Genomic DNA, 25,503 nt, shown 5'->3' on the forward strand with positions numbered 1-25,503 from the left:
CAAGCCTGCCCCCACCCACCACGTTCAACGCGGCACCACCTGCTCCGACCGCGCCTGCCCGTCCTGCCACCACGCCGCTACGCTGTACACCTGCGGCGCCTTGAGCACGCTGTAGTGGTCACCTGGCCCCTGCCACACCTCCAACTGCGGCAACAGTTGCTGCCAGCCGCTGCGCATGGCCGCCTGCTCGCGCTGGTTACCAGCGGCATCGACGCAGGCGTTGGCCACCAGCACCAGCCTGGCCGGCCCCTGGTAGATGGCTTGCGGGCGGTACACCGTGCGCAGCGCGGCACTGAAGGTGCGCAGCGTGCCAGCCAAGGCCTGCACCCCGGCCCGCGCCGGTAACAGCCCGGCTTGCTGCATGGCCGCGTGCAGCAGGCGCAGTTGCTGGTCGTCGTCGGCCCGCGCGAACGCCTCGGCATCGATACCCAGGGCCTTGCCGCTGCCCAGTTGCAAGGATTCCACCAGGCGCTGCAACGCCGCCGTGGTGGTATAGGGCCTGCCGCACACGCTGCCGCAGGTCGGCGCCTCGCTGTCGACCAGGGTCAAGGACGCCACCTCGCGCCCCTGCGCTTGCAGTTGGCAGGCCATGGCATGCGCCACCCAGCCGCCGAACGAGTGCCCCAGCAAGTGCACTGGGCCTTGCGGGTACAGCGCCTGGAGCGCCTGCACATGGCAGCGGGCGGCGACCTCCACCTCACGGTGCGGCACGCCGGCGCCTTCCAACCCGCGGGGTTGCAGGCCGTACAGCGGCCGCTCCGGCCCCAACGCATCGGCCAGGCCGACGAAGCGCGTCACACTATCGCCCGCGCCTGGCACGCAGAACAACGGCGCCTGCCCGGCCTGACCGCTCTGGATAGCCACCAGCGGCTGGTGGGCCACACTGGCCGGCGCGCAGGCCAACGCCAGTGCTTCACCCAACGCCTGGCCCAGGGCCTGCACATGGGGCGGCTGCATCATGCTGCGGTGATCACCCGGCACCTCAATGCTGTGCACCAGCGCCGTGCCAAGGGTATCGACCCAGCCCTGGGCCGGGCTGACGCCGCTGCGTTGCTGGGCACAGAACAATTGAACCGGCACATCCAGCGGCTCGATCCGGTAATGGGCCAAGGCATGCCCGTGGGCCAGCTCGCGTTCCAGGAAGTGGCGCAAGGCAACGTCCTCAGCCTCCGCCAGGCCGGCATACAGCAATTGCTCGTCGCGGCAAGCGGCCAGCAGTTCATCGAACGCCGGTGCCTGCTGCTCGAGCACCTTCAACTTGGCCAACTGCACCAGGCCCGCCGCGCCTTGGGACTGCCAGTACTGGGTGCAGTGCAATAGCAGGTGGCGCTCCAGCAGCCACGGCCCCTGCCAGCGCGGCTTGCCCTGGTCGGTCAGGCGCGGCAAGAAAGTGTCGATCAGGCCGAGGAAGCTCACCGCCTGATCGGCGCCACGCAATTGCGCGGCGATCTCGTAGGCCAGCACGCCGCCAAACGACCAGCCAGCCAGGCGGTACGGCCCTTGCGGCTGCACCGCGCGAATCCGCTCGATGGCCCGGCTGGCCAGGCACTCCAAGGTCTGTGGTTGGGCTTGACCGAGGGCAATGCCCGGCACGCCGTAGATCGGGAACCCCGGCGGCAGCTGCTGACCCAGCACTGGGAAGTACAGCTCCAGGCCACTGAACTCGTGCAATAGGAACAGCGGTGGCTCATCGCCTTCGCTGCGCACGCTCACCAGCCCTTCGGGCTGCGGCACCATACCCTGCTGCATGAGCTTGGCCTGGCCCGCGACCGTCGGGTACTGGAACAGCTCGGCCAGGCTGCTGGCCAGGCCTTCCTGCTGCAGGCGATTGACCAGGCGAATGGCACTGAGCGAATGGCCGCCCAGCTCGAAGAAGCTATCGTGACGGCCGACCTGGGCTACCTCCAGCACTTCACCCCATACCTGCGCCAGGCGCTGCTCGAGGGCCGTGGCCGGCGCCTCGTGGTGGTCCTGGCCAATGACCCCGAGGGCCGGCACCGGCAGCGCCTTGCGGTCGACCTTGCCGTTGTTGTTCAGCGGCAGGCTGTCCATTGCGACCAGCGCCACTGGCACCATGTACTCCGGCACCCGCGCCTGCAACCAGGTACGCAGGTGCTCCGGGCTCAACGCCGGATCGCGGCGGCTGTACCAGGCCAGCAGGCGCAGTGGCCCCTGGTCCAGGCGCAAGGCTTGCACCACGGCCTCGCCAATGCCTGGACAGCGCGCGATATGCTGCTCGATCTCGCCCAGCTCGATGCGAAAACCTCGGATCTTGACCTGGTCGTCATTGCGGCCAAGGCACTCCAACTGGCCGTCCTCGCGCCAGTAGCCCAGGTCACCGGTACGGTACAGGCGAGCCCCTGGGCGAGCGCTGAAGCGGTCTTCGACAAAGCGCTCGGCAGTCAGTTGCGCGCGGTTCAGGTAGCCCAGCGCCACGCCGTCGCCGCCGATATGCAGCTCGCCCACTACGCCCACCGGCACGGGCCGGCCCTGGCCATCGAGCACGTACACACGGGTGTTGCCGATAGGCCGGCCGATCGGCACGCTGTCGCTGCCAGCCGGCACAGCCCGCACCTCGCTGGTGGTGGCATAACCGGTAGTCTCGGTAGGGCCGTAGCAATGCACCAGGCGCACGTGCGGCGCCACTGCCAGCAGCCGCCTGAATGCCTCGGGCTCGGCACGTTCGCCACCGCACATGAGCACGCGCAGTCCGGCCAGCGCTTCGGGGATCAACTGCACGTACTGGTTGAACAACGCCGTGGTCAGGAACATCACGCTCAGCTCACGCAGCAACGGGGCCAGGCGCACCGGGTCCAGCAAGGTCGCCTGGTCGATCACCCACAACTGCCCGCCATTGAGCAGCGCGCCCCACACCTCGACGGTGCTGGCATCGAACGCAGGGTTGGCGGCGAAGGCCATGCGATCTTCGGCATTGAAATCGGCATAGCCGCTGTTCAGCACCAGGCGAGCGATGCCCCGATGCGGCGTTTGCACGCCCTTGGGCGCGCCGCTGGAACCGGAGGTGTACATCACGTAGGCAACACTCTCGCCGCCCTGGGCAAGGTTTGGGTTGTGCCCCGGCATGTCGTGCAGGGCCAGGCGGTCCAAGGCAATGCGCCGGGTCGGCGACTCCAGGCGGTCAGCGGCGCGGCACAGCAGCGCCACTGCCTGGCAGTCGCTCAGCATGTAGGCCTGGCGTTCGGCGGGCGCGTTGCAGTCCAGCGGCACATAGACCGCCGCACACTTGGCCACCGCCAGTTGCGCCACCAGCAACTCCAGCGAGCGTGGCAGCAGGATCGCCACGGCATCGCCAGGAGCCACGCCCTGGCCTATCAAGTAGTGAGCCAGGCGGTTGGAGCGTTCGTTCAGCTCGCCGTACAGCAAACGGTCGCTGCCCTGCACTGCCGCGACTGCCAGCGGATGGCTGGCAACGCGCTGCTCGAACAGGCGGTGCACCGGCAAGTCACGGGGGTAGTCGCGGTCGGTGGCATTGAAACCATCGAGCAGGGTCGCACGCTCGTCTGCCGGCAGTATCGACAGGCGGCTCAATGGCGTGTCCGGCGCCTCGGCCAGGCACTGCGCCAGTACCGTCAAGGCCTGCTCCAGGTAGGCGCAGACACGTCCGGCGTCGATGCCCTCGGCGCTCTGGGCCGTCAAGGCGAAGCCTGCACCGTCGTCGTCGACGCTCAGGGCCAGCGGGTAGTTGCTGCGCTCCTCGGCGCGTAGCAACTCGATGCCGTGCCAGGCGCGTGCCTGTTCGCCGGACGTGGCACTGCCGTGGCGATAGTTGAGCAGCGCGCTGAACAGCGGCACGCCCGCTGGCAGGCCACTGCAACGTTGCGCCTGGGCCAACTGAACATGCTCGTGGCGCAGCAACTCGCTCAGCCGTTGGTGGGTGGCACGCACGCCTTCGGCCACGTTCACCCCGGCCAGGTCGAGACGTAGCGGCAGGCTGTTGATGAACACCCCCAGCGCCCGCTCGCTGCCTTCACCACCCGCCAGGCGACCGAGCAGCACGCTGCCGAACACCACGCTGTCACGCCCGGACAACTGCCCGAGCACCAGGGCCCAGGCCAGGTGCACGAGGCTGGCGGGACTGACCCCGGCCAAGCGTGCCTGCTCGCGCAGTTGCTCGCTCAACCCTGGCGCAAGCACCCGGTACGCCTGGCGCGGAGCATCGCTGCCATGGGGGCGCTGCGTGCCGTAGGGCAAGGTCGGTTCATCGATATCGCCAAGCTGCCTGGCGAAGAACGCTTCGCCAGCTTCGCCCTCGGCGCTGCGCAGGGTCTGCGCGATGTAGTTACGGTATGGCACGGGGGCCGGCAACTGCTGCGCTTCGCCCAGCAACTGCGCGTGCAACTCGTGCACCAGCACCTTCAGGGCCACATGGTCGAGCACCGCATGGTGGAACTGCAAGCGCGCCTGAATACGCGGGCCCTGCGCTTCGCGGCAGTGCAGCAGGCGCAGCAGCGGGGCCTGGGTCAGGTCCATGTGGTCATGCGCCGGATCGTCCAGCGTTGTCACCGCTCGTACCGGCAGGCTCGCCTTGCGCCAAACCGCCTGTACCGGGGTTGGCAGGCCGTCCCAGTGCAGGCTGCTACGCAGGCTGTCGTGGCGCGCGATGACGGCTTGCAGGGCCGTGGCAAAGGCCTGCAAGTGGTTGGCATCGCTGAAGGCGAAGTGCACCTGTTGCAGGTAAGGGTCAGCCTGTTCGGGGTTGGCCAAATGATGGTAGAGAATACCGGCCTGCAACGGCCCCAATGGGTAGATGTCCTGCACATTGGCGTCACCACCGGCGACGGCGGCGACCACGCTATCGATGGCTGGCTGCTCCAGCGCCACCAGCGGCAACAGCTCGGGCGTGATGCGCTGGCAGTCGTGAGCGATACGGTTGGCCGGAGCCTCGGTCACGACACCAGCAGCCACTGTTGCTGCCAGCGCCGAAAGGCTCGGTTCAGCGAACAGCACCTGGATATCCACTTGCAAGCCTCGGCTGCGCAAGCGCGCGAGCAAGGTGAGCGCCAACAGCGAGTGGCCGCCCAGTTCGAAGAAGTTGTCGTGCCGCCCGACCCGCTCAAGCCCCAGCAGCTCGGCCCAGACTTCGGCCAGCAGTTGCTCGGTGGCGCCTTGCGGGGCCTCGAATGGCCGACTGGCCAAGGCCTCGGCGCCCGGTAGCGGCAATGCCTTGCGCTCGAGCTTGCCGTTCGGGCTCAACGGCAGCGCCGCGAGGTGCACGTACAGCGCCGGCACCATGAATTCCGGCAAGTGGCGCAGCAGTTCGCCGCGCAATGCCTCCACCGCTTGGGCACGCCCGGTGTAGTACGCCACCAGCCGGCGCTCACCCTGTACTTCGGGTGCCAGCACGGCGGCTTCCTGGATGCCGTCGATAGCAGTCAAGCAGGCCTGGATTTCGCCCAGCTCGATACGCAGCCCGCGTAGCTTTACCTGGTCGTCGTTGCGGCCCAGGTACTCCAAATTGCCGTCCGGCAGGTGGCGGGCCAGATCGCCAGTACGGTACAGCCGCCCGCCTGGGGTGAACGGGTCATCGAGGAAGCGTTCGGCACTCAGTTCGGCGCGGTTGAGGTAACCGCGAGCCACCTGTACGCCGCCGATGTACAGCTCGCCGGCTACCCCTTGTGGCACCGGTTGTCCATGGGTATCGAGTACATACAGCTGGGTGTTGGCCACCGGCTTGCCGATTGGCGTGTTGTCCGGCGCCTCGGTGCAGTGCCAGGCGCTGACGTCCACTGCCGCCTCAGTCGGGCCGTAAAGGTTGTGCAACTCGACAGCGGCCAACTGCGCCTTGAATCGCCGCACCAGGCTGCCGGGCAAGGCCTCACCGCTGCACAGCACACGCTTGAGCGCGGCAGCTTCGGCATCACCGTGAGCCAGGAAAGCGTCCAGCATCGAGGGGACGAAGTGCATCGTCGTGACCTGCTCGCGCACAATCACCTCGCGCAGGTAAGCCGGGTCCTTATGGCCCCCAGGGCTAGCCATGACCAGGCAAGCACCGGTTTGCAGCGGCCAGAAGAATTCCCACACCGACACGTCGAAGCTGAACGGGGTTTTCTGCAACACCACATCATCGGCACCCAACGCGTATTGCTGCTGGGTCCACAGCAGGCGGTTGACCACGCCACGGTGCTCGTTCATCACGCCCTTGGGCAGGCCGGTGGAGCCGGAGGTGTAGATCACGTAGGCCAGGTGGTTTGGCGTCAGGCCCTGCACCACCGGGTTGCTGTCCGGCTGTTGAGTCCAGCTGGCGTGGTCCAGGTCTACCACCGGCAGGCCTTGCGGCACGTGCCGGGTCGCGGCATGGACCAGCACGGCCACCGGTGCGCTGTCGGTGAGCATATGGCTGATGCGTTCGGCCGGGTAATCCGGGTCCACCGGCACATAGGCGCCGCCGGCCTTGAGGATGGCCAGTAGGCCGACCACCATCGCCACGCCACGTTCCACGCAGATCGCTACACGATCGTCGGGTTTTACCCCAAGGGCGATCAGGTGGTGGGCCAGGCGGTTGGCCTGGGCGTTGAGCTGGGCGAAACTCAGCTCGCCGTCTTCCCCGCGCACAGCCAGCGCGTCGGGGCTGCGCCGGACCTGCGCTTCGATCAGGCCATGCACGGTCTGTTCGAGGTCGTAGTTCGCCGCGCTGGCATTGAAGCCCAACAATAGGCGTTCACGTTCCTGCACCGGCAGCACGTTAAGGCGCTGCACCGCCAGGTCGGGTTGACGCTCGAGGGCTTGCACCAGGCCTTCGAGAACCGCCTGCATTTGCTGGCATACCCGCGCGGCGCCAACCTCGGCAGGCACCTGCGCGGTCAGGCGCAGGGCATCGCCGAAGTCATCGACATTGAGGCTGAACAGAAAGTGCGTGCGCTCCTCGCTGGCCAGGGTCTCGATGCCCTGCCAGGCCTGGCGCTGCACCGCACCTTCCGCCTCGCCGTGGCGGTAGTTGAGCATGGCGCTGAACAACGGCTGCGGCGCAGCTACGGCGCTGCAACGCTGGGCCAGGGCCAGGGAGGCATGTTCATGGGCCAGCAGCGCGCTCAGCCGCTCGTGGGTGTTGCGCACGGCCTGGCGCACGTCAAAACCCTCCAGGTCCAGGCGCAGCGGCAGGGTGTTGATGAACATGCCCAGGCCGTGGCTTGCACCGTCGCCACCGCCCATGCGCCCCAGCAGCACGCTGCCGAACACCACGCAGGCCTTGCCGCTGGTCGCTGCCAGCAAGCGCCCCCAGGCCAGGTGCAGCAGGCTGGCAGTGCTCACCCCAAGCTGACGGGCCTGGCTGCGCAGTTGACGCTGCAAGGCCTCGGGCAGTCGAAGGCGCGCCTCATCGATTGTCCCAACGTTGCCGGCTTGCGGGTTGAGGCCGTAGGGTAAGGTCGGCTCGTCGATATCGGCCAGTTGGCCACGGAAGAACGCCTCGTGCTCGGCTTCGCTGACACCCAGCAACGCCTGGGCCACGTAGTTGCGGTACGGCACCGGCGGCTGCGCAGGCTCACCCCCGCCATGCAGGCAGGCGAGCATTTCTGCGCGTACCACCTCCAGCGCGGTGTGGTCGAGCACCACATGATGGAACTGCAAGGTGGCCAGCAGCCGTGGGCTACCGGGCGTGCGCCTGAAATACAGACGAATCAACGGCGCCTGAGCCAGGTCCAGCCACTGCGCGGCGGCCTCGCGCTGCTCACGTACCAGCAACGGGGCTTCACGCCACACCACCTGTACAGCGTGCGGCAGGCCCTCCCACAGCACTGCTGTACGCAGAATGTCATGCCGGGCGATTACCGTGCGCAGTGCGTCGGCAAAGGCCTGCAAGCGCTCCTCACTGTCGAACGCCAGGTGCGATTGCAACACGTAAGGATCATGCCCACGGGCGCCTAAGTGGTGGTAGAGGATGCCCTCCTGCAACGGCGCGAGCGGGTAGATGTCCTGCACGTTGGCGGCCCCGCCCGGCACGCTCTCGACAATCCGCGCGATCTGCGCCGGGGTCAGCGCCACCAGGCTGAGCATGCCTGGGACGATCTGCCGGCAGCCGGCAGGAATGCCATTGGCCGGCACTTGCACCTGGCGGGCCGGACCTTGGGCTGCAGCCAGCGCGGCCACGCTGGGCTGGCTGAACAACTGACGCACATCGCATTCGATGCCCTGGCTACGCAACTGCTCCACCAGGCTTACCGCCAGCAACGAATGACCGCCCAGGCTGAAGAAGTTGTCGTGCCGGCCAACCCGCTCAACGCCCAGCACCTCGGCCCAAACCTGCGCGATGGCGGTTTCGCGCGCGCCCTGCGGCGCCTCGAACACCGGGCCGGCGAGGCTGGCCGGATCCGGGTCGGGTAACGCACGCCGGTCGAGCTTGCCGTGGGCGGTCAGCGGCAGCGCATCCAGGGGAATCAACGCCAGCGGCAGCATATGCGCCGGCAGGCGCGCAGCCAGGGCCTGGCGCAGCTCGTCGAGATCCACCTCACCGTCGGCGCGCAACCAAGCCAGCAAGCGCTCGCCACGCACCAGCACGGCAGCCTCGGCGATCCCCGGCTGCGCTACCAATGCCGCCTCGACCTCGCCCAGTTCGACGCGCATGCCGCGGATTTTCACCTGGTCGTCGTTGCGGCCCAGGTAATCCAGCGTACCGTCGGCGTTCCAGCGCACCAGGTCGCCGCTGCGATACATGCGCCCACCCTGGAACGGGTCGTCGACGAAGCGCTCGGCCGTGAGGTCCGCGCGGCCCAGGTAGCCCCGGGCGACCCCGGCGCCACCGATGTACAGCTCGCCCACCACGCCCACCGGCACCGGCTGTCGCTGGTCATCGAGCACGTAAGCCCGAGTATTGGGCAGCGGCTTGCCGATATGCACCACGCTGCCCGGGGTAACCTCCCCGGACGTCGCCACCACGGTGGTTTCAGTGGGGCCGTAGTTGTTGACCACGGCAAAGCCCGGCGCACGGTCGAATGGCCGCAGGCGGTCGCCGCCGGTCAGTAGCGTGCGCAGGGTTGGATGGCCCTGGCCCTTGCGCAGTACCTGTTCGGCCAACGGCGTGGGCAGGAAAGCGACCTCCAGCGGTGTCGCCTGCCACCACTCCAGCAGCGTCTGCACATCATCACCGGCCACCGCGACCGGGGGCAGGTGCAGCGCGGCCCCGGCGCACAATGCCGGCCAGACCTCCCAGGCCATGGCGTCGAAACCGAAGCCGGCAACGCTGGCCGTCTGGCTGCCGGCGCCCAGGTCGAAGGCCTCGCAGTGCCAATGCACCAGGTTGGCCAGGGTCCGGTGCTCGACCATCACGCCCTTGGGCTGGCCGGTTGAGCCGGAGGTGTAGACCACGTAGGCCAGGTCGTGGTCAGTCAGGCCCGGCACCTGTGGATTGTGCTCGGCGGCGCTATGCCAGTCGCCGAGGTCCAGGTCCAGCCTTGGCACCTCTTCGCCCAGACTCGGGCCGTGCGACTCGGCCAGCACCAGCGCAGGCGCGCTGTCGTGCAGCAGGTAGGCAATCCGCTCAGCCGGATAGGCAGGGTCCACCGGCACGTAGGCCGCGCCGGCCTTGAGCACGGCGAGCAAGGCCACCAGCCGTCGTGGCGAGCGCGGCAGGCACAGTGCCACCCGCGCGCCCGGGGTCACGCCCAGGCCGATCAGGTGGTGGGCCAGGCGGTTGGCGGCGCAGTTCAGCTCGCCGTAGCTCAGCACGTCGTCACCTTGCACCACCGCGCGGGCGCTGGCGGTCCGGGCCGCCTGGGCCTCGACCAGGGCGTGCACGGTATGCCCCGTCGGGTAGTCCCGCACGTGCTGATTGAAGCCTTCGAGCAGTTGTGCACGCTCCTCGGCCGCCAGCAGCGGCAGTTGTTCAACTGGCAGCTGGCCGCCGTACTCCAGGGCCTGCACCAGTTGCTCCAGGGCATTGGCCATCCAGCCAGCGACGCGTCCGGCGCCGATGCCGGCCTGGGCCAGCACGCTCAAGGCAAAATCGTCGCCCAAATCGTCGACGCTCAGGGTCAACGGATAGTTGCTGCGCTCCTCGCCACCCAGCAGGCGCACGCCCTCCCAGATACCTTCGCCGTCACGGCGCGCCTCAGCGTTGCTGTGGCGGTAGTTGAGCAAGGCGCTGAACAGTGGCTGGCCGGCTGGCAAGCCACTGCAACGCACGGCTTCGGCCAGTGCGGCATGCTCGTGGCCAAGCAGTGCCGAGAGCCCGGCATGGGTAGCGCGCACGGCCTGCTCTACCGGGGCACGGGTGTCGACCCGCAGCGGCAAGGTGTTGATGAACACCCCCAGCGCCCGGTCGGCGCCCTCGCCACCTTGCAGGCGGCCCATCAACACGGTGCCGAACACCACGTCACTGCGGTTGGCCAGCACCCCGACCACCCGTGCCCAGGCCAGGTGCGCCAAGCTGGCGGCGCTAACACCCAGTTGCCTGGCCTGCTCGCGCAGGCGCAGGGCCAGTGCGCCGTCCAGCGCCTGATGGGCCTCCTCGATGGCGTGACCCTCACCTTGCACGTCATGCAGGCCAAAGGGCAGGGTCGGCTCTTCGACATCGCCTAGCAGCGCGCGGAAGTACGCTTCGTGGCGCTGACGGTCGTTGCCCAGGCGGGCTTGGGCAACATAGTTGCGATACGGCACCGGCGTGCCCAGCGCGCGGGGCTCGCCGCGCAGCAGCGCGAGCATTTCGCTGCCGACCACGTCCATGGCGGTATGGTCCAGGGCCAGGTGGTGGAACAACAGGATCGCCACCACCTGGCGGTTGGCCGGATCGTGGGCATAGACCAGCCGCAACAGTGGCGCCTGGCCCAGGTCGATACGCTGCTGACGGGCGTCGAAGCGCACCTGCAACTGGTCGATCAGCGGCAGTGGGCTGGTGCCGTCCAGGGCGATCTCGTCCACCGCCAGCTCAGCGTGGCGCCAGACCACCTGCACCGGCTCCGCCAGGCCTTCCCAGACCAGCGAAGTGCGCAGGATGTCATGCCGTGCGATCACCTGCTGCAAGGCTGCGGCCCAGGCTTGCAGGCGCGCCAGGCTGTCGAAGGCCAGGCGCGATTGCAGCAGGTAGGGGTCGCCCTGAGCCGCGCTCAGGTGGTGGTACAGGATGCCCTCCTGCAGCGGCGCCAACGGGTAGATTTCCTGCACATTGGCAGCGCCACCTGGCACCGTGGCGACGATGCGCTCAATGCTGGCCTGATCGAGCTGCACCAGGCTGAGCATGTCCGGCGTGATGCCATCGGCGCCGGTCGGAACCCGGTTGGCGGGCACCTGCACTTCGCTGCCACTGCCCACTGCCGCGGCCAGCGCGGCCAGGGTCGGCTGGGCGAACAGCACCCGCACATCGGCGCCCAGGCCCGCCTTGCGCATGCGCTCGATCAGGCTCACGGCCAGCAGCGAGTGGCCACCGAGTTCGAAGAAGTTGTCGAGCCGCCCTACTCGCTCGACCTTCAGCAAGTCAGCCCAGATCGCCGCCAAGCGGGTTTCCAGCGGCCCCTCGGGCGCGGCGAACGCACGGCTGAGCACATCGCCCTGGCCCGGCGCCGGCAGTGCGCGGCGGTCGAGCTTGCCGTTGGCAGTCAGCGGCCACTGGGCAACCTCCACGTAGGCGGCGGGCAGCATGTAGTCGGGCAACTGGCCCAGCAGCTGTTCGTGCAAGCTGGCAATCGCCGGCGCCTGGTCTTCGGCCTGGAAGTACGCGACCAGGCGCTTGTCCCCAGGCACGTCCTCGCGCACCAGCACCACGGCGTCGCGTACCCCGGCACAGGCGGCCAGACGCGTCTCGATCTCGCCCAGTTCTATGCGGAAGCCGCGCAGCTTGACCTGCTGGTCACTGCGCCCCAGGTAACGCAAGGTGCCATCGGCCTGCCAGGCCGCCAGGTCGCCACTGCGGTACAGGCGCGACCCCGGCTCGCTGCTGAAAGGATCATCGATAAAGCGCTCTGCGGTCAGTTCCGGCTGGCCCAGGTAACCCAGGGCCACGCCGTCACCGCCAATGTACAGCTCGCCCACCGCGCCCACCGGCAGCGGCTGGCGACGGGCGTCGAGGACGTAGCAGCGGCTGTTACCGATCGGTACGCCGATAGGAATTGCCCCTGCCCCCACGCTGCGGATTTCATGGGTGGTACTGAACGTGGTGGCCTCGGTCGGCCCGTAGCCGTTGAGCAGGTGTTGGGGTGCACCGCCTTGCAGCACCCGGGCAATCACTGCCGGATCGAGTACATCGCCGCCGACCATCAGGTAGCGCAGCGTAGCGAACACCGGCAACAGGGCATCGGCGTATTGGTGGAACAACCCGGCAGTCAGCCACAGTACCGTCACGCGGCCTTCGAGCAGCGCTTGGCCAAGGCTATCGGGTGCCAGTACCTGGTGCTGGTCGATCACCACTACTGCGCCGCCATTGAGCAGCGGTGCCCATACCTCCAGCGTGCTGGCATCGAACGCGGGGTTGGAAGCAAAGGCTACCCGGTCGTCGCCGTTGAATTCGGCGAAACCGTTGTTGATCACCAGCCGCGCTACGGCCCGATGCGGCACCTGCACGCCCTTGGGCGTGCCAGTGGAGCCAGAGGTGTACATGATGTAGGCGGCGCTGTCGGCCGCCACCGCCAGCACCGGGGCATCAGCTGGGTAAGCGGCCAGGTCGAGGGTGTCCAGTTCCACGCGCTGGGTATGGCCGGGGCGAGGTTGGTCACTGTGAGTCAGCAACACGCGCGCCCCGCAGTCTTCGAGAAGAAACGCTTGGCGCTCCACCGGCGCATTGCCGTCCAGCGGCACATAGGTGGCACCGCAACTGCTCACCGCCAGTTGCGCGGCCACAAGGTCGAACGAGCGCGGCAGCAGCAGCGCCACCCGCTCGCCCGGCAGCAGGCCAACGGCCAGCAGGTGATGGGCCAGGCGGTTGGCGTGCTCGGCCAGTTCGGTGTAATGCCATTGGCGCTGGCCGTGAATCACCGCCACGCTGTCGCCGCAGGCGGCCGCACGGGCCTGGAACAGCGCATGCAAGGGCTGCTCGCGCGGGTAGTCGCGGCAGGTGTCGTTGAACCGGTGCAGCACCCGTTCGCGCTCGCCCGCCGGCAAGCTGGACAGCCCGTACAGCGGGCTTTGCGGGGCCTGTTCCAAGGCCTGGGCAAGCTGCTCCAGGGCGCAAGCCAGCAGCGTACAGACCTGCCCGCCATCGACCTGGGGCACGGCCTGCACCGTCAGGCTGAGGCCTTCGCCCTGGTCGTCGACGTTGACCACCAATGGGTAGTTGCTGCGCTCGCGGGAGGCCAGCAGCTCGATACCCGCCCAGCCCAGGCCGTCGCCTGCGACCTTGGGGCTGGCATGGCGGAAATTGAGTAGGCTGGTGAACAGCGCCTGGTCGCTGGGCACGCCACTGCAACGCAGGGCCTGGGCCAGCGAGGCTTGCTCGTGGCCGAGCAGCCTTGCCAGGCGCTGGTGGGTGCGACGCACACCTTCGGCAACGCCCATGGCATCGACGCTGACCCGCAGCGGCAAGGTGTTGATGAACATGCCCAGTGCCCGATCAGCCCCTGCGCCACCTTGCAGCCGGCCAAGCAGCACAGTGCCGAACACCACCTCCTGGCGGCCGGACAACTGCGCCAGTACCTGGCCCCAGGCCTGGTGCACCAAGCTGGCGATGCTGACCCCCAGCTGGCGCGCCTGCACCCGCAGTCGCACAGCCAACGCCGGGGCCAGCGCGTGCGTGTGATCGAGCACCTGTACCCCGTCACCTTGCACATCGCGCAGGCCGAACACCTCGGTCGGCGCGTCGATGTCCGCGAGCATCTCGCAAAACAGCGCCTGGTCGCCTGCTGGGTCGGCATCCAGGCGGCTACGCGCCACGTAGTTACGGTACGGCACGCTGTCCAGCGCCAGGCGGCGCCCTTGCAACACCGCGCCGACCTGGTTTACGAGCAACTCGGTGGCGGTGTGGTCGAGCAGGATATGGTGCAACAGCAGGGTCGCCTCCAAGCGCTCGCCATCGCGGTGGCGCACCAGTTTCATCAACGGTGCGCGGTTCAGGTCCAGGCGGTGCAGGTCGGCGCTTGCAACCACCGGCAGGCGGGCCTGGCGATGTACCACTTGCACCGCCTCCTCAAGGCCCTGCCAGTGGATGCTGGTACGCAGGATGTCGTGCTCGGCAATGACCGTATCCAACGCAGCGATAAAGCCTTGCAGCTCGTTTTCGCCAGCAAACGCAAAGCGTGCGCGCAGTACGTAAGGGTCGGCGCCATCGCTGGCCAGGTGATGGTAGAGAATGCCTTGTTGCAAGGGTGCCAGGCCGTAGATGTCCTGTACGTTGGCACAACCGCCGGGAATCCCCGCCACCAGTTGGTCGATGTCTGCCTGCCCGAGGTTGGCCAGTGGCAGCATGTCTGGCTCGATCCGTGTGCAGCCAGCCGGCACGCGGTTGGCCGGTACCGGTGCAGCCTGTCCGGTGGTCACCGCAGCGGCCAGGGCCGCCAGAGTCGGCTGGCCGAACAGCACCCGGACATCCGCGGCCAGGTCGTGCTGACGCATGCGTTCCACCAGCTTGACCGCCAGTAACGAATGGCCGCCAAGTTCGAAGAAGTTGTCGTGGCGGCCGACCTTGGCGATGCCCAGCAATTGTTGCCAGATCTGCGCGATAAGCTGCTCGGTCTGGCCTTGCGGCGCCTCGAAAGCATGCCGGGCGAAGGCGCTGCTATCCGGTTCAGGCAACGCCTTGCGGTCGAGCTTGCCATTACCGGTCAGCGGGAAGCTGTCCAGACGCACGAAGGCGGTGGGCACCATGTAGTCAGACAGGTCCTGCAGCAGGGCTTGGCGCAGTTCAGCAACCGTAGGGGCGACGCCCTCCTCAGCCAGCCACCAAGCCACCAGACGCACCTCGTCAGCGCTATCGCGGCGCGCCAGCACTACCGCCTCGCGGACACCGGCGCAGGCCGCCAGACGAGCTTCGATCTCGCCCAATTCGATTCGAAAGCCGCGGATCTTCACTTGCTCGTCGTTACGACCAAGGTACTCAAGGCCGCCATCGGTGGCCCAACGTGCCAGGTCGCCGGTCTTGTAAAGCCGACCTGTCGGGTTGAACGGGTCGGCGATAAAACGTTCGGCGCTGAGTTCGGGGCGGTTGAGGTAGCCGCGGGCAACCCCGGCCCCGCCCACGTACAGCTCTCCGGTCACCCCGGCCGGCAGCGGCTGGCGGTGGCTGTCGAGCACGTACAATTGCAGGTCCGGGATGCGCTCGCCGATCGGGCTGACGCCCACCAACTGCGCGTCGGCAGCCTGCAGCGGACGGTAGGTGACGTGCACCGTCGTTTCGGTGATGCCGTACATGTTCACCAGCCGCGTGCCGGCGTTGCCAATGCGCGCGTACCACGGTTTGAGCGAGCCTGGTTCCAGTGCCTCGCCACCGAAGATCACCTGGCGCAACGAATGCTGCAAGGGGCTGCGGCCTTGAGCCGCGACCAGTTGACGGAACGCACTGGGCGTCTGGTTGAGCACGCTCACACCGCTCTGGCAGAGCAGCGCGTAGCAAGCATCCGGGTCGCGACTGATCGACTGGGGGATAATCAGCAACTGGCCGCCGTAGGCCAGCGCGCCCCAGATTTCCCACACCGAGAAGTCGAAGGCGAACGAATGGAAAAGCGCCCAGACGTCCTGGCGGTTGAAGCCGTACCAAGCGTCAGTGGCGCCGAACAGGCGACTGGCGTTGCCATGCTCGACCATCACCCCCTTGGGTAGCCCGGTCGAGCCGGAGGTGTAGATCACATAGGCCAAATGTGAAGGCAGCAGCTCCGGGCGCAGCGGGTCATGTTCAGGTTGTTCGGCCAGGCACGGATCGTCCAGATCCAGCAACGGCGCTGTGGGGGTGCCGAGCGTTGCCACGCTGTCAGCCTGGCAGAGCACCACCGAGGGCGTACTGTCTGCCAGGGTGAAGGCAATCCGCTGGGCCGGCGCGCCGGGGTCGATGGGCACGTAGCCAGCGCCGGCCTTGAGCACCCCGAGCATGGCGATGATCATCGCCGGGCCACGCTCGACGCAAATCGCCACCCGAGCCTCTGGCCCTATGCCCAGGCCGATCAGGCGATGGGCCAGTTGGTTGGCGCGGCGGTTGAGCTCGCCGTAGCTGATGCTCTGTTGCTCGAAGATCAGCGCGGTGGCCTGCGGGCGAGCCTTGGCGTGCGCCTCGAAACGCTGGTGCAGCAGCGGCGTGGTGGCAAATGATTGCAACGGCTGGTTGCTGGCACGCAGCAGGTGCTCACGCTCGTCGGGGGGTAGGATGTCCAGCGCCTGCACCGAGGTGTGCGGGGCGTGCTCAAGCGCCTGGGCCAATTGCCCAAGGGTCTGCACCAGGTAGCGGGCGATGCGCTGCGCGCCAATCTGGCTGGCCACCAACGCGGTGATGCGAAACGCCTCGCCCAGGTCGTCGATGTTGAGCGTGAGTGGGTAGTTGGTGCGCTCCTCGGCACCCAGCACGTGGATACCCGGCGCCACCTCGATCACCGCGTCCGCGTCCCCCGCCGCGCTGTGGCGATAGTTGAGCACGCAATTGAACAGCGCTGTGGGAGCGGCGACACCGCTGCAACGCTGGGCCTCGGCCAGCGAAGCCTGCTCGTGGCCGAGCAGGCCGCTCAGGCGCTGATGAGTGGCGTGCAGCCCTTCGCTGACGCTCAGAGCGCCCACATCGACCCGCAGCGGCAAGGTGTTGATGAACATACCCAACGCCTGTTCGCCGCCGGCACCGGCCTCCATGCGCCCCAGCAGTACGCTGCCGAACACCACGGCCTCGCGCCCGGAAACATGCCCCAACACCCGCGCCATGGCCAAGTGCATCAGGCTCGCCGGGCTGACGCCGAGCTGCCGGGCCAGGCCGCGCAGGCGCAGGCTGAGGGTAGGCTCCAGGGTAAGCCGGGCCTCTTCTACGGGCAGCCCTTCGCTTTCGGCCAGGCCAAAGGCCAGGGTGGGCTCGTCGATATCGCCCAGCATCTGGCCGAAGAAAGCCTGCTGCGCCCCCGCATCACGGGCGTTGCGTGCTTCGGCCAGCAGATCGCGAAACGGCACGGCGGGCCCTACTTGCTCGGCGTTACCAGTCAGATGGGCGTGCAACTCGCGACGCACGATATCCAGCGCGGCGTGATCCATGACCGTATGATGGAACAGCAGCAAGCCGACCACTTCCTCGGCGTGACCCGACGCATGGACCAGGCGCAGCAATGGCGCCTGGGCAAGATCGAGGCGAAAATGCCGACTGTCGAAACGCGCGCGCAATTGCGCCAGGGCGTCGCCCGGCCCATCCAGTTTTGCCGCCTCGCACAGCAGTGGAGCCTCGCGCCAGACCACCTGCAGCGGCTCGTCCAAACGCTCCCAAAGGATTGCACTGCGCAGAATGTCGTGACGCTGGATCACCCACTGCAAGGCTTCGCAGAACGCCGCCAGGTGCGCGGCGCTGGCAAAGCGCAACTGGGCCTGCAACAGGTAGGGGTCGCCGGCAGTGGCACTCAGGTGATGGTAGAGCATGCCCTCCTGCAGCGGCGCCAGCGGGTAGATATCCTGCACGTTGGCCGCCCCGCCCGGGACCGTGGCGACGATCCGGTCGATAGCGGCCTGGTCCAATTGCACCAACGGCAGCATGTCGGGGGTGATGCGCAGCGCCGGGCTGACCCAGTCATCGCCCTGCCCGGCCAGCATCGCCAGCAGCGCCGGCTTGTGGTCGGCAAGGGCCTGCCACAGGTCGTCGTCCAGGGCATCGTCGGCGCCAAGCACCACCAGGTCGTCACAGTCACGTTGCAGTCGGATCGCGCGGGTGCACAGCACCGACATCAGTTCGCTCAGGGGCATGAGGTAAGCATCCTGCTTTGCCAAGTCAATAAAAGTCGGGGGTGAAACTAAAGGATCGGGGCCGCCGGGGCTGACATGGGAAGCCGGGACAAACCCAGGCAGGTAACCCGCCGCGAACCAAGCGACGCGGTGCATGGCACCGGCGTCGCAGGTGTTCGCGGGTAGACCCGCTCCCACAGCAGTTGCGCAAGCTGTTCGGCTTGGTTAGGTCAGAGCCGACGCCGCGCCGCCAAGCCTGGGATGGTCGTGCGCGGCACCTCCACGCGGGCCGCCTGCGATTGGGTGCTGGCGGCAAGGCCGGCCAGGGTCGGTTGGCTGAACAAGCTACGGGCATCGGCATGCAGGCCGGCCTGGCGCATACGCGCCACCAGGCTTACAGCCAGCAGCGAATGCCCGCCAAGTTCGAAGAAGTTGTCGTCGCGCCCGACCTGCTCGATGCGCAGCACCTCGCTCCAGATCTGCGCCAAAGCGGCTTCCAGTTCACCTTGCGGCGCCTGGTACTGACGACTGATCACCGCGTCTGGGCCTGGCGCGGGCAGGGCCTGGCGGTCGACCTTGCCGTTGGGGCTAAGCGGCCAGGTGTCCAAAGCCACGAAGGCCGAGGGCACCAGATGTTCGGGCAGGCGCGCCAACATGTGGCAGCGCAGCGCCTCAAGCCCTGGCGCGCTGTAGCCCGGGCGGCAGGTGAACCATGCCACCAAGCGCTCCTCGTGCATTGACACCAGCGCCTGCTCAAGCCCGGGGTAGCTCGCTAATTGCACCTCGATTTCACCAGGCTCGACGCGCAGGCCGCGCAACTTGAGCTGGAAATCATTACGGCCAAGGAACTCCAACTCGCCGTCGGCGCGGTAGCGTGCCAGGTCGCCGGTGCGGTACAGCCGCTCGCCGGCCACGAATGGGCTGGCGATAAAGCGCTCGGCTTGCAGAGCGGGCAGGCCAAGATAGCCGCGCGCCACGCCAACCCCGCCGATATGCAGCTGGCCCACCGCACCGAAGGGTACCGGCCGGTCATGGGTATCGAGCAGGTACAGGCGGGTGTTGCAGATGGGCCGCCCGATTGGCGGCGCGCCAAGGGGCAGCGCCTGCTCGGGTTCCAGGGTCCAGGCGGTGCTATCCACGGTGGCCTCGGTCGGGCCATAGACATTGTGCAGGCGTACCCACGGCAGGCGTGTACGTACCGCCGCTGCCATGGCCAGGGTCAACTCGCCGCCGCCGCAAAAAATGTCACGTAGCCCGGTACAGCGTTCGACGCCCTCGACGTCGAGGAAGGGTTGCAGCATGGCCGGCACGAACTTGACGCAGGTCACGCCCTGGGTTTGGATCAGCTCGGCAAGGTAGGCAGGGTCACGATGGCCGTCAGGGCGTGCCAGCACCAGGCGCAGGCCAGCACTGAGGGGCCAGAACAACTCCCAGACCGATCCATCGAAGCTGAACGGTGCCCGTTGCAGCAGCGCATCGCCTGGGCGCGGTGGGCACAGGCCAGTGCTCCAATGCATCAGGTTGCACAGGCCGCGGTGCTCGACCATCACCCCTTTTGGCGTGCCGGTAGAGCCTGAGGTGTAGATCACGTAGGCCAGATTGCCAGGGTGCAGGCCGGGCACCACCGGTGCGTGGGCAGGCTGCTGATGCCAGGTGTCCCGATCCAGATCCAGGGTGGGCACACCGCTGCCTGCCAACAGGCCTGCGCTAGCAGCATGCACCAGCAGCACCTGCGGCGTACTGTCGGCCAGCATGTAGCGCAGGCGTTCGTCGGGATAACTGGGGTCCAGCGGCACGTAGGCACCACCGGCCTTGAGTATGCCCAGCAGGCCGACCACCAGCGCCAGGCTGCGTTCGACGCAGATCGCCACTCGGCTATCGGGCTGCACACCCATGGCCCGCAACTGGTGGGCTAAGCGATTGGACTGCTCATCGAGCTGGCGGTAGCTCAGACGCTGTTCGCCGGCCTGCACGGCCACCGCATCAGGGCAGCGCCGCACCTGCTGGGCGAATAGCGCAGGCCAGGTCTGGTGCACGGGGCTGCTGGCATCGTCAGTGGCGTTGAGGCCGACCAGCAACGGCTGCAACTCCTCCACCGGCACGCTACACAACTGTTCTAGCGGGCGTTGAGCGCCGTGGCCCAGCAAGCCTTCCAGCGTATGCAGCAAGTACGCCAGCAGACGCGCCACACCCAGGGTGCGCGGCGCACGTAAGTTCAGCTGGATGGCCTCGCGATGCTCATCCACAGCCAGCATCAGCGGTTGGCTGACCACCTCGCTGGCCTCAAGCAGCTCGACACCGGGCAAGCCAACCTGGCCAGGCGCGCTGCCCTGGCGGTAGTTGACCAGACTGTCGAACAGCGGCACGCCAGCCGGCAGCGCGCTGCAACGCTGTGCCAGCACCTGCGGCGCATCCTCATGCGCGAGCAACCCTGCCAGGCCTTGGTGAGTGCGGGTCAGGGCCTGCCCAAGGCTCAGGCCGGCCAGGCGCACTCGCAGCGGCAAGGTATTGATGAACATCCCCAGCGCTCGCTCAGCCCCCTCGCCCGCGGCCAGACGGCCCAGTAGCACAGTGCCGAACACGACCTCGTCGCTGCCCGACAGGCAGCCCAGCACCTGAGCCCAGGCTAGGTGGAAAAGACTGGCCAGGCTGACGTCGTGTTGGCGCGCCAGGGCCTGCAAGGCCTGGACCAAGGCAGGCGGCAGCGAATGCTCGAGCGATTGCAAGTCATCAGGATCGACAGGCAGGCTGTCCACCCCGAGCACCCGGGTAGGCGACTGGAAGTCGCCGAGCAGCTGAGTAAAGAAAGCCTCGTGCTGCTCTTCACGACCCGCTGCGCGGTGTGCCACAGCAAAGTTACGATAAGGCACCGATGCCGGAATTTCAGCGCCCTGCCCGGCCATGAACGCGCGCAGTTCAGCCATCAGCAAGCCAAGCGATACCGCGTCGTTGACCAGATGATGGAAACGCAGCAGGCCCAGCCAACGCCGCTGCTCGGTGTCTTCGGCAACGCCCAAGGCCATCAATGGCGCGTGGCGCAGGTCCAAGGGTTCACAGGTGGCACGCAAACGCGCCTCGGCATCGCGGCCTGCGGGCAACTTGCGCATCGGCAGCGCGGCGTGGCGCCATACCACCTGCTGCGGCTGCGCCAGCGCCTCCCAGGCAAGACTGGTGCGCAGGATGTCGTGGCGCGCAATCACCTGTTGTAGAGCGTGACTGAATAGCTCAACCTGCTCGCGGCTGGCAAAGCTGAACAGAGCCTGTTGCTGGTAGGGGTCGCAGGTATCGGTGATGTGGTGGTACAGCAGGCCCTGCTGCAACGGCGCCAGCGGGTAGATTTCCTGCACATTGGGAGCGCCACCTGGTATAGCAGCGACAATGCGGTCGATATCCGCTTGTGCGAGGCTCGTCAGCACCAGCAGATCGGGCGTCAGTTGCTCGCACGCAGCCGGCACCCGGTTATCCGGCACCCGCTGCATGGCGTTGCGCCGGGTGGCGGCGGCCAGGCTAGCCAGGGTCGGCTGGCCAAACAGCACCTGCACATCGGCATGCAGACCTTCGGCGCGCATGCGCTCGATCAACTGCACCGCCAGCAGCGAATGGCCGCCCAGCTCGAAGAAATGGTCATGCCGGCCAACCTGCGCGATCCCCAGCAGCTCTGCCCACAGCACCGCCAGGCGCTGCTCGATGGCGCCTTCAGGTGCGACGTAGGTATGCCGGATGCAGGCCTCGGCGCCAGGCGCCGGCAGCGCCTGACGGTCGAGCTTGCCGTTGGCGGTCAATGGCCAAGCCTGCATGACCTGATAAGCGCTGGGCAGCAACGCCGTGGGCAGGTGTTCGGCCAGGTGTTGGTGCAATTGACGCGGCGTCACTTCTGCCGAGGCGATGAACCAGGCCAGCAAGTGCCCGCCCTGCACCATGACCACGCATTCCTGCAAGGCCGGGTGGCGGGTCAGCGCCGCTTCGATCTCTCCCAGTTCCACCCGCACGCCGCGGATCTTCACCTGATCATCATTACGCCCCAGGTACTCCAGGGTGCCGTCAGCCAACCAGCGCACCAGGTCGCCGGTACGGTACATGCGCCCGCCATGGAACGGGTCGTCGAGAAAACGCTCGGCGGTCAAGTCCGGGCGCCCAAGGTAGCCCCGCGCAACGCCGGCACCCGCCACATACAACTCACCCACCACGCCCGGCGGCAGCAGACGCTGGTACGAATCGAGCACGTACAGGCGGGCGTTGTCCACTGGACCACCGATATGCAGCGGCCCGCCGCTATGCAAGGCGCCGTAACTGGCGACCACGGTGGCCTCGGTGGGACCGTAATTGTTCACCAGTGCGTGGCGTGGACTGCGCTTGAGCTGGCGCAGACGGTCACCGCCGATGAGCAAGGTACGCAGCGTCGGGTGATCATGGCCCTGGCCAAGGGCGTGTTCAGCCACCGGCGTAGGCAGGAAGCTGAGGTCAAGCGGCTGGTCGCGCCACCAGCGCAGCAAGCTGTCGATATCCTCAGCGCCTTCTTGCCGCGGAGCCAGGTGCAGCGTGGCACCAGCGCACAGCGTCGGCCAAACCTCCCAAGCCATGGCATCGAATCCAAAACCGGCCAGGCACGACACCTGCTCGCTAGCCTTCAGGCCGAACGCTCGGCAATGCCAGTCGATCAGGTTTTCGAGCATACGGTGCTCGACCATCACCCCCTTGGGCTGGCCGGTAGAACCTGAGGTGTAAATCACATAGGCCAGGTTGTCCGGCCTCAAACCGGGTACAACAGGGTTGTCCGCCATCAAGGGGGTCGCCGGGTCGAGGTCGAGTCGTGGTATCCCTGAAACGGGCAGGTCGATCCGCGCCTGGCTCAGCAGCGCCTTGGGCGCGCAGTCTTCGAGCAACCAGGCCAGGCGTTCGCCGGGGTGCGCGGGGTCCAGGGGCACATAGCCAGCACCGGCCTTGAGCACGGCCAGCAGGCCAACCAAGGTGTCCAGGCCGCGCCTGGCGCAGATCGCTACGCGATCCTCGGGCAGCACACCCAGGGCGATCAGTCTTTCGGCCAGGTGGTTGGCGCGCCCGTTCAGCTCGGCGTAGCTGAGGCTGCGCCCTTCATGCCAGGCGGCGACAGCCTGCGGCGCAAGGGACGCCTGCGCCTCGATACGTCGGTGTACGCAACGCGCTTGGACGGGAAGATCCTGCCTCTGCCCCTGCCCCCAGGCCTGCAACTGGGCGTGCTCGGCGGCGCTCGGCAGGTCGAAGTCGGCCACTGCCAGCGCCGGGTCGGCCAGGGCCTGATGCAGGATGTGCAGCAGCCGGTCAGCCAGGGCCTGGGCTTGCTGCGCGCTGAACCAGGCCAGGTTGTAGACCAAGTGCAGCCAGGCCTCCCCAGTTTGACGATTGCTGCGCAAGTGCAACGTCAGCGGGGTCGGCTCGTGGCCGCTGCTGACCTTAACGCTGCGCCCTTGGATCTGCCCGTAACGCAGGGCGTTGCCGTCTTCTTCGAACGACACGCTCAGCTCGAATAGTTGCCCTCGGTCTTCACGCAGCAGGCCCAAGGCACGGTTGAGTTCGCTCAGGGCAAAGCGTTGATGACGGTAGTCCTGCCTGAGGCTGTCACGGATGCCGTGCACCAGGTCGGTGAAGCCCAGCTGGCGACCGAAGCTCATGCGCAAGGCACTGACCTGGGTGAACAGACCCAGGGTGGCCTTGAAGCTTGGGTTGGCACGGTTGCGCACTGGCAGGCCGACCACCCATTCGTCGCGCTGCCAGATGCGACTGCAATACACATGCAGGGCTGCAAGCAGCACATGCAGGGCCGAGGCGTTCAGTTGCCCGGCCAGGCACTGCATGCGCGCCAGCAGGTTGCTGTCGAACGGCAGGTCCAAGGCCTGACTGGGCGGGGTGGTATCAGCCGCAAGCGGCGCGAGGCCTTTGGGCAAGACCAAGGGCTCAGGCAGGGCCTCAAACTTGGCCAGCCAGTAAGCGCGATCGCGCGCGTGACGTGCCGATGCCTGATAAGCGACATCGTCGTGGATGAAGGCGCTGTACGAGGGGGCCTGGGCCGGCAACGGCTGACCTTGTTGCAACCGCCCGTAGTACTGCCCCAACTGGCAGAACAGCTGGTCGAAGCCCCAGCCATCGATGATCAGATGGTGGGCCTGACCGGCCAGCAGGTGCCGCTGGGGGTTGAGTTTGACCAGGAAAAAGCGCGCCAGGGGGCCGCCCTGCAGATCGAAGCGCTGCATCATGCGCTGTCGCATCAGGTGCCGAGCGGCGGCCTGCGGGTCGGCCTCGTCGCTCAGGTCGAACAGCGCAAGCCCGAGGCTCAGCGACGGCTCGAAGCGCTGACGAGGCAATCCGTCGGCGGCGCATGGCAGCAATTGCGTGCGCAAGCCATCGTGCAGCGCAACGAGATGCGCAAGGGCCTGGCCCAACAGCGCGGTATCCAGCTCGCCGTCGAGTTCGATGTAGCCACCGATGTTGTAGAGCGGTGAGTCGCCGCGGCTGATCTGGTCCAACCAGATGTCGCGCTGAGCGGTGGTCAGTGGGTAGGTGTCGGTGGCAGACATGAGCGTGGCGCGTCCTTGCGAATGATCGTCCGCGGATTCAAACACCGGCCTGCACGCGTGTATGGCCCCTTAAACCCGGACAACGCCGCACGCGTAAAAGTTGCTGATTTTCTTGTAGGAGAATCGCTACAGCAGAGGGTCATTCATGGCCTACCTGCTCACCCGCGATGCGCAAAGTGCGGCAATACGCTGTTTTTTGACGTCAATTTGCCGCCTTTGCGTCGTTCTTCGCATGCCTGCCTGTTTATCCACGCCAAAACGGATCGCTGCCGACGTGGCATTTTCTGTCCCCCATTTCCATGACAGACACCGGCCAGGCTCAAGGCTTGAATAGCGCCACGCCAGCAGCTCAAGGACAGGACTCGACCAGCGAACCGCTCGTCGAACGCCCCGAATCAAGGAAGACACCACCATGAGACTGACCGACAACCTAGCCCGCCGCCCTGCCCCGCAGCTTTACCTGGAACTCGGCGAACTGGTGGCCCGCAGCGGCGAGCAGGACTTTGCCGGGCAGATGTTCCAGTTGCTTGGGCAACTGATGCCGATCCAGCGCCTGGACCTCAGCGAATGGACCCTCGACATCCGCGAGCAACGCATCGAGCACATCCGTGCCTTGGGCTGCGCGGGCGCCTACACGCCCCTCACCGCGACCGAACCGCTGCTGCAGAGCGTATTGCAGATGCACGACCCGGTGTTGATCCAGATAAGCGTGCCGTTGGGGCGCCCGCAACAACCGCGCAGTGCGCACCAATGCAACTTGGTGTCGTGCCGCGGTGAGCGGCGTTGGGTGATCTGCTGCCAGCGTCCGCCTTGCGAGCGCGCCTTCACCCTGGCCGAGCTGTCGTTGCTCAAGAGCCTGTCCGACACCTTGTTGCCGCTGGTCGAGCACCACGCCTTGCGGCTCCAGACCCAGCCGGCCGACGCCCCGCACCTGGCCGACAGCCAGTCGGCCTCGTTGCGCGCCGCCTTTGGCGAGCGCCTGGCGCGCGGCGCCATCAATCTGTCCGGCCGCGAGCAGGAGGTATGTCTGGGCCTGCTCACCGGCGGTACGGTGCCGCAAATGGCACAGCAATTGAACGTCAAGAACAGCTCGGTGGAAACCTATCTCAAGCGCGCCACTGCCAAATTGGGGGTCAGTGGCCGCCACGGGCTGACCCGCTGGATGGCGGGAGCCTGAAACCGC

At 67.2% G+C, this 25,503-nt stretch carries 3 protein-coding genes; 1 reads left to right on the forward strand and 2 read right to left on the reverse strand.

Annotated elements, in window-relative coordinates; translation table 11 throughout:
* Positions 1 to 24: 24 nt before the first annotated feature.
* Positions 25 to 17,790 (reverse strand): non-ribosomal peptide synthetase, encoded by a 17,766-nt coding sequence (locus FEM01_RS03395; RefSeq protein WP_138217853.1) that lies wholly within the window; start codon positions 17,788 to 17,790, stop codon positions 25 to 27.
* Between the two features lie 209 nt (positions 17,791 to 17,999).
* The gene (locus FEM01_RS03400) at positions 18,000 to 24,320 is read right to left on the reverse strand and encodes a non-ribosomal peptide synthetase (protein ID WP_138217854.1); all 6,321 of its coding nucleotides are present in this window, start codon (positions 24,318 to 24,320) and stop codon (positions 18,000 to 18,002) included.
* Positions 24,321 to 24,732: 412 nt separating this feature from the next.
* Between FEM01_RS03400 and FEM01_RS03405 the strand changes: the two genes are divergently transcribed.
* The gene (locus FEM01_RS03405; protein ID WP_138217855.1) at positions 24,733 to 25,497 is read left to right on the forward strand and encodes a helix-turn-helix transcriptional regulator; all 765 of its coding nucleotides are present in this window, start codon (positions 24,733 to 24,735) and stop codon (positions 25,495 to 25,497) included.
* The last annotated feature ends 6 nt before the right edge of the window (positions 25,498 to 25,503 follow it).

Source organism: Pseudomonas mosselii, from assembly GCF_005796105.1.
Lineage (GTDB): Bacteria > Pseudomonadota > Gammaproteobacteria > Pseudomonadales > Pseudomonadaceae > Aquipseudomonas > Aquipseudomonas mosselii_C.

What these genes read in the sequence shown, in the direction of transcription:
- FEM01_RS03395 (WP_138217853.1), bottom strand. Translation starts at nt 17,790, where the DNA reads ATGCCCCTGAGCGAACTGATGTCGGTGCTGTGCACCCGCGCGATCCGA.
- FEM01_RS03400 (WP_138217854.1), bottom strand. Translation starts at nt 24,320, where the DNA reads ATGTCTGCCACCGACACCTACCCACTGACCACCGCTCAGCGCGACATC.
- FEM01_RS03405 (WP_138217855.1), top strand. Translation starts at nt 24,733, where the DNA reads ATGAGACTGACCGACAACCTAGCCCGCCGCCCTGCCCCGCAGCTTTAC.